Raw genomic sequence first — 5326 nt, forward strand, 5'->3', positions numbered from 1 at the left:
CCGGATATAAGCACGCAATCACACCAATAATGCTAAAAATGGCTTGTACAATTGGAGGAGTCCATATAAGCAGGTTTACCCTGCGATCTTTTACGAAAGTTGAATACGACGGCGCTCGGAGGTTCACTCTCCATAACACAGGTCCTGCGTCCGCCACTTTCCCTCAAGTGGTAAAAATAAAGAGATAAACAAGCCGACGAAAGTCGGTTTTTTTGTGCCTAAATATCTCGTGTAGGAGCAGGTTTACCCTGCGATCTTTTACGAAAGTTGAATACGACGATGCTCAGAGATTCACTGCTGTATGATTAAACTCCCCCAAACACTTTTTATTTTTTTTCTGACTGATACCCTAATTGCATATTTACTTAGAGAAAGCGTTATATGTTTCAATTACTCAGAGTTTGTTTGCTACTTGTTTTTTGTTGTGTTCCTTTAACTGTTGAAGCGCTTACATTAGGTGCTGAGCGTGCAGATGAGTATTTACCTGTGTTAAAAGGTAAGCGCGTCGGATTAATCGTAAACCAAACATCTCGTGTTGACGACCAACATCTAGTTGATTACTTACTTAATAAAAAAGTGAATGTTAAAAAGGTCTTTGCGCCGGAACATGGTTTTCGTGGTAATTATGATGCAGGTGCTAAGGTAGATGACGCAAAAGACGTGAAAACTGGGCTACCAATCATTTCGCTTTATGGCAGTAATAAAAAGCCAAAGCCTGAGCAGCTCAAAGATATTGATGTGCTTATTTTTGATATCCAAGATGTGGGGTTGCGCTTTTATACATACATCAGCACTATGCACCTTGCGATGGAAGCCGCAGCCGATGCAAATATTGAGTTTTGGGTTTTTGATAGGCCAAATCCAAATATCGCATATGTTGATGGCCCATTATTAGAAAAACCATTTCAATCTTTTGTTGGTATGCATCCCATTCCCGTATTGCATGGCATGACCGTTGGTGAACTGGCGACTATGATTAAAGGAGAAGGGTGGTTAACCTCGCTTACAGCGCTACAGTTACGTGTATTTCCAATGCGAAATTATAGTGGTAGCACTGAATATCGATTGCCGATCCCACCAAGTCCTAACCTGCCAAACCAACAAGCAATCTATTTGTATCCATCTTTGTGCTTTTTTGAAGCAACACCTATTTCTGTTGGTCGTGGAACGGATTTTCCCTTTCAAGTTTTTGGCTACCCAGATCCTAAATTGGGTGAGTTTCAGTTTACTCCTCGACCTGTATTAGGTGCGGCTTCCAATCCTAAATTAAATGGTGTGACTGCGTTTGGGCAGGATTTAAGAAACAGCAATGTACGAGGTTTTGATCTAACTTGGTTCGTTGCCGCATACACACAGTTCAAACACGAGAACAAAGCGTTTTTTCAGTCCCCCGATTTTCTCGATAAGCTTGCAGGCACGGACAAAATCCGTAAAGCCATTGAGTCTGGCCAATCGGCATTAGAGTTGAGAAAGCTGTGGCAGCAGGATGTACAAGATTTTTTAAAGCAGCGGAAAAAGTATTTATTATATCCGAGGTAGTAGTGGGCTTTTGTTAGAGGTAAACGGCAGCACGAGTCTGCCGTGAGTGGTTTACGTCTTACTCGCTACGCAATACTTGCATGTTTTCATTGGCCTTATCCACACGTTTTTGCCAATGCAGGTTAGATTGCGCGAGTGCAGTGAATAAAACATCAATAAGATAGGCTTGAGAAGTACGAGACAGCATGCCTGAATGCTTAAGTGGTTCGCCTTCATTGATACAATAAAGTATCGCATCTGCCATTTCAGCAAGAGCGTGGCTACCATAACGTGAAATGGCAAGACATTTACAACCATTATCCAATGCTTGATTAGTCAAGGTGAGCAAGCTTTTGCTGGTTCCTGTGTTGCTAATCACAATAAAGAGGTCGTCTTTACCCATCGTTGCAATAAAGCTAGAGGCGCTGATTTCATCGACCTGAGCAATTGCAGGAATACCAAGCTTTTGGAGTTTCCAAGTTAAATCTTGGGCCATAGTGAAGGTACTACCAAGTGCACATACAATGACTTTTCGTGCGTTCTTCACCAACTGAATTGCGTTTTCAAACTGTTTTGCTGAGTTAAGTTTTCGAGTTTCAGAGATAACATTTTGCTGTTTTAGTTGTAACTTATCTGCGATTAACTCGATGGAGTCATTACTAGAAATTAATTCATCAATTGGGGTGCTATTGTCTGTTTGCTCATTGAGCGCATCAACAACGGCAAGTTTAAAAGCTGGAAAACCTTTATAACCCAACTTTTGGGCAAATTTTACGACGCTAGATTGGCTGACACCGGCTTCGCGTGCCAGTTCAACAGAGGAAAGCGCACGGATTTTATCGCCCGAGTTCAAGGTAAAGTCAGCAAGCTTAGCTTCACTATTAGATAGTGATGGACGAAGTGCTTTTATTTTGACAAATGTAGACATACGATACTCAATCCGAACTAAATTATTCTGTCCATATTATAGGTTCAACTGGAACGTTACGATAGACCAAAAAGGAATATCATTGCACAAAACACACTCATTGTACCAGTATTGGGGTTAAATGTTGACTTAAATTTAATTTAGTCGCAAAGACTTGGTGTTTTAAACCGCTTAACTTAAGCTAAGTGTTTTGAATTTATAGATTAAACTATATGGCTTGGTACTCGATTTTGCCACCTTTGATTGCAATTGCAGTTGTGTTTTGGCGCAAAGAAGTGATTATCGCATTGATTTTAGCGCTAGTTTCTTCCGAATTTTTATTGGCTGTACATGGTCAGCAGTCGCTAGTTGCCGGCACATTCGTAGGCAGTATTGAACGTGTTATTGAGGTTGCGACATCGGCAGGTAACAGCCGGATCTTGATTTTTAGCATAGTGATCGGTGCATTGCTCGCCTATATACGAGAGTCTGGCGGGGTGGCTGCAACGGTGGATATGCTGCTTAATCGAGGCGTCGCTAAGAGTAAACGTCAGGTTGGCTTACTGACCATGTTTACTGGTACGGCAGTGTTCATCGAATCAAATATGAGTGTACTAACCTCGGGTATTGTTGCGAGGGGACTATTTGATAAGTTCAAAATGAGCAGAGCTCGTTTGGCTTACATTATCGATAGTACTAGCGCTCCTGTATGTATTTTGATTTTACTTAATGGCTGGGGTGCTTATGTGCTTGGATTGCTGAGTAACTATGAACTTGAGCAATCAGCAGTGAGCATTTTATGGGGGAGTGTCGCGTTTAATTTTTACGCAATTATCGCGCTGTTAATTGTTCTCTATACGATTGTCTTTGATAAAGTTCATGGACCGATGAAGGCCGCGGAACAAGAGTTAAAACACCATACGGCTGAAATAAGTAGTGGGCCGAGTGCTACCAAATCGCGTTATATGCTGATCCCTTTATTGACGCTGATTGTGAGTATGATTGGGTTTATGTTTTGGACAGGCGATGGTGTATTGGCAAATGGTAGCGGCTCTAAGTCAGTACTTTATGCCACAATCTTAGCTTCAACGGTTGCGTACCTGCTGCTTTTGACTGGCAAGAGGTTTAGTCATCACGAACTAATGGATGTTGGATTTAAGGGGATGGGGGAGCTGCTACCACTGGTAAGCATTGTGTTGCTCTCTTTGACCTTAGGTGCAAGTCTAAAAGAGTTGGGAACAGGAACTTTTGTTGCGTCTTTAGTTGGTGACTATTTACCTATTTACTTGATAGTGCCTGTACTCTTTATTACTGGTGCAATCATGTCATTTACAACTGGTACGTCATGGGGCACCTTCGCCATATTAATACCTATTGGTGTGCCACTTATTCAAGCGCTAGGCCTGCCACCGTCGCTTGTGCTTGGTGCTATCTTAAGTGGCGGAATATTTGGTGATCACTGCTCGCCTATCTCTGATACCAGTGCGGTATCGGCACTGGCATCTGGATGTGACTTACTGACTCATGTTAAAACCCAGTTGCCTTATGCATTGGTGGGTGGGGTATTAGCAATTATCTGCTTCTTTATTGCCAGCCTTATTATGATTTAAGAGTAAGTGCCAGTTAGGGGCAAGCCAAAACTTGGGTTTGCCCCGTACTTTCAATTGCAATAATCTGCCCTTTATCGGCGGTCGACAGTGCTAGCATAACTGGCGTATTAAAATTGATAACACTGGCTTTTGGCTGTGGCATCACGCTAAGTAGGCTTTGTTTTAACTCGATGAGGGTATGGGTATTACACTCTTCAATTAACCAAGCATCATCGTTAATTGCAACGAGTCGACCGTAACGCTGTTCTTGAACTTGTTGTTGCGCAGCCTCAAATCTAGCATCCAGCACTTTTTTCTGTTCATCTATACGGGCAAGATACTGGCCTTGCTGTAGCTCATGCGTTTCGATGTGTTGAAAATCGCCATAACTGACTAAATGAGCACTTGAGTTATATTCTTTATCAATATCAACATGCTGATTTTGATACCATAAGGTGAAAAGTAAAGCGACTGAACAAGTAACCGCGCTCCACTGCCAAGTTTCTATACGACCCAAATAATGATGGGCAAAGCTAACTAGTCGCACCTTGATGCGAGTAGCCAAAGTTAACGGTTTGTCCTGCTTGTTAGCTTGGTAAGCCGCTTTTAACTTGGCGTCAAATTTGTCTAAATTACTCATGATTTTCACCCACTTGAGACTTTAGTGTCTCTTTTGCGTATCTAATTCGAGTTTTTACAGTCTCTTGTGTGGCCCCTACAATTTGCGCTATTTCAGCTAAGCTGAACCCTTCCAACTGTAAGCTTAACGCCTCTTTTTGCAATAAAGGAAGTGCAGCAATTTGCTGGTATAGCCACTGTTCCTCCGATGTTTTTGTAAACTCATTGGAGTCGGTCATACCTACTTTATTATCTGTCAACTCAGAGAGTTTACCTGACGCCCTGATTGAATCGATTAGCAGGTTACGTGCAATGTGAAACAAGTAAGCCTTGGGGTGACCCTGTTGTCGATAAGCGCTTTTCTTTTCGATGACTTTTAGCCATGTTTTTTGACATATATCTTCTGCCGACGCCGCCTGTGTTTGTGTTTTTAGAAAGTGAAATAAATCACTTTGATAGCGCTCAATGACTTGCTCTAGGTATTTTACTTTACCCGTCGTCGCATATTCATAAAGCGGATCTTCTACGTTGCTGGTGGCGCGAGCACGCCACATTTTCAAGCTACTCAGCATAGGCAATCCTAAGTCTCAAGGGCCAACAGGCCCTAATATCAATAAGCTAAATTAACCTGAGCTTCGGATAATTAATGCCTTTCTAGCAGCCAGTTTTAGCGCTAACTGCGTTGAATTCACTT

At 42.1% G+C, this 5326-nt stretch carries 5 protein-coding genes; 2 read left to right on the forward strand and 3 right to left on the reverse strand.

The window, feature by feature from the left end; all coding sequences use genetic code 11:
- Nucleotides 1-381 precede the first annotated feature (381 nt).
- Nucleotides 382-1539 (forward strand): exo-beta-N-acetylmuramidase NamZ domain-containing protein, encoded by a 1158-nt coding sequence (locus CKO50_RS18530; protein ID WP_095729358.1) that lies wholly within the window; start codon nt 382-384, stop codon nt 1537-1539.
- Between the two features lie 58 nt (nt 1540-1597).
- On the opposite strand, the gene CKO50_RS18535 is transcribed toward CKO50_RS18530, so the two are convergent.
- Nucleotides 1598-2446, reverse strand: coding sequence for a MurR/RpiR family transcriptional regulator (locus CKO50_RS18535; RefSeq protein ID WP_095729359.1), 849 nt, complete (start codon nt 2444-2446; stop codon nt 1598-1600).
- 212 nt (nt 2447-2658) lie between these two features.
- Between CKO50_RS18535 and CKO50_RS18540 the strand changes: the two genes are divergently transcribed.
- Nucleotides 2659-4035, forward strand: a complete 1377-nt coding sequence (locus CKO50_RS18540; protein ID WP_095729360.1) for a Na+/H+ antiporter NhaC family protein — start codon at nt 2659-2661, stop codon at nt 4033-4035.
- Between the two features lie 13 nt (nt 4036-4048).
- Here the strand turns inward: CKO50_RS18540 and CKO50_RS18545 are convergent, their stop codons facing one another.
- Together CKO50_RS18545 and CKO50_RS18550 are read right to left on the reverse strand one after the other, a co-directional pair.
- On the reverse strand, nt 4049-4654 hold the full coding sequence (locus CKO50_RS18545; protein WP_095729361.1) for a hypothetical protein: 606 nt from the start codon (nt 4652-4654) through the stop codon (nt 4049-4051).
- Nucleotides 4647-5204: an RNA polymerase sigma factor gene (locus CKO50_RS18550; RefSeq protein WP_095729362.1), complete on the reverse strand. Its 558-nt coding sequence runs from the start codon at nt 5202-5204 to the stop codon at nt 4647-4649. Before CKO50_RS18550 ends, CKO50_RS18545 begins: the two co-directional genes overlap by 8 nt.
- Between the last annotated feature and the right edge of the window lie 122 nt (nt 5205-5326).

Origin of the sequence: Pseudoalteromonas sp. HM-SA03 (assembly GCF_002289345.1) — a bacterium.
Classification (GTDB): Bacteria; Pseudomonadota; Gammaproteobacteria; order Enterobacterales; family Alteromonadaceae; genus Pseudoalteromonas.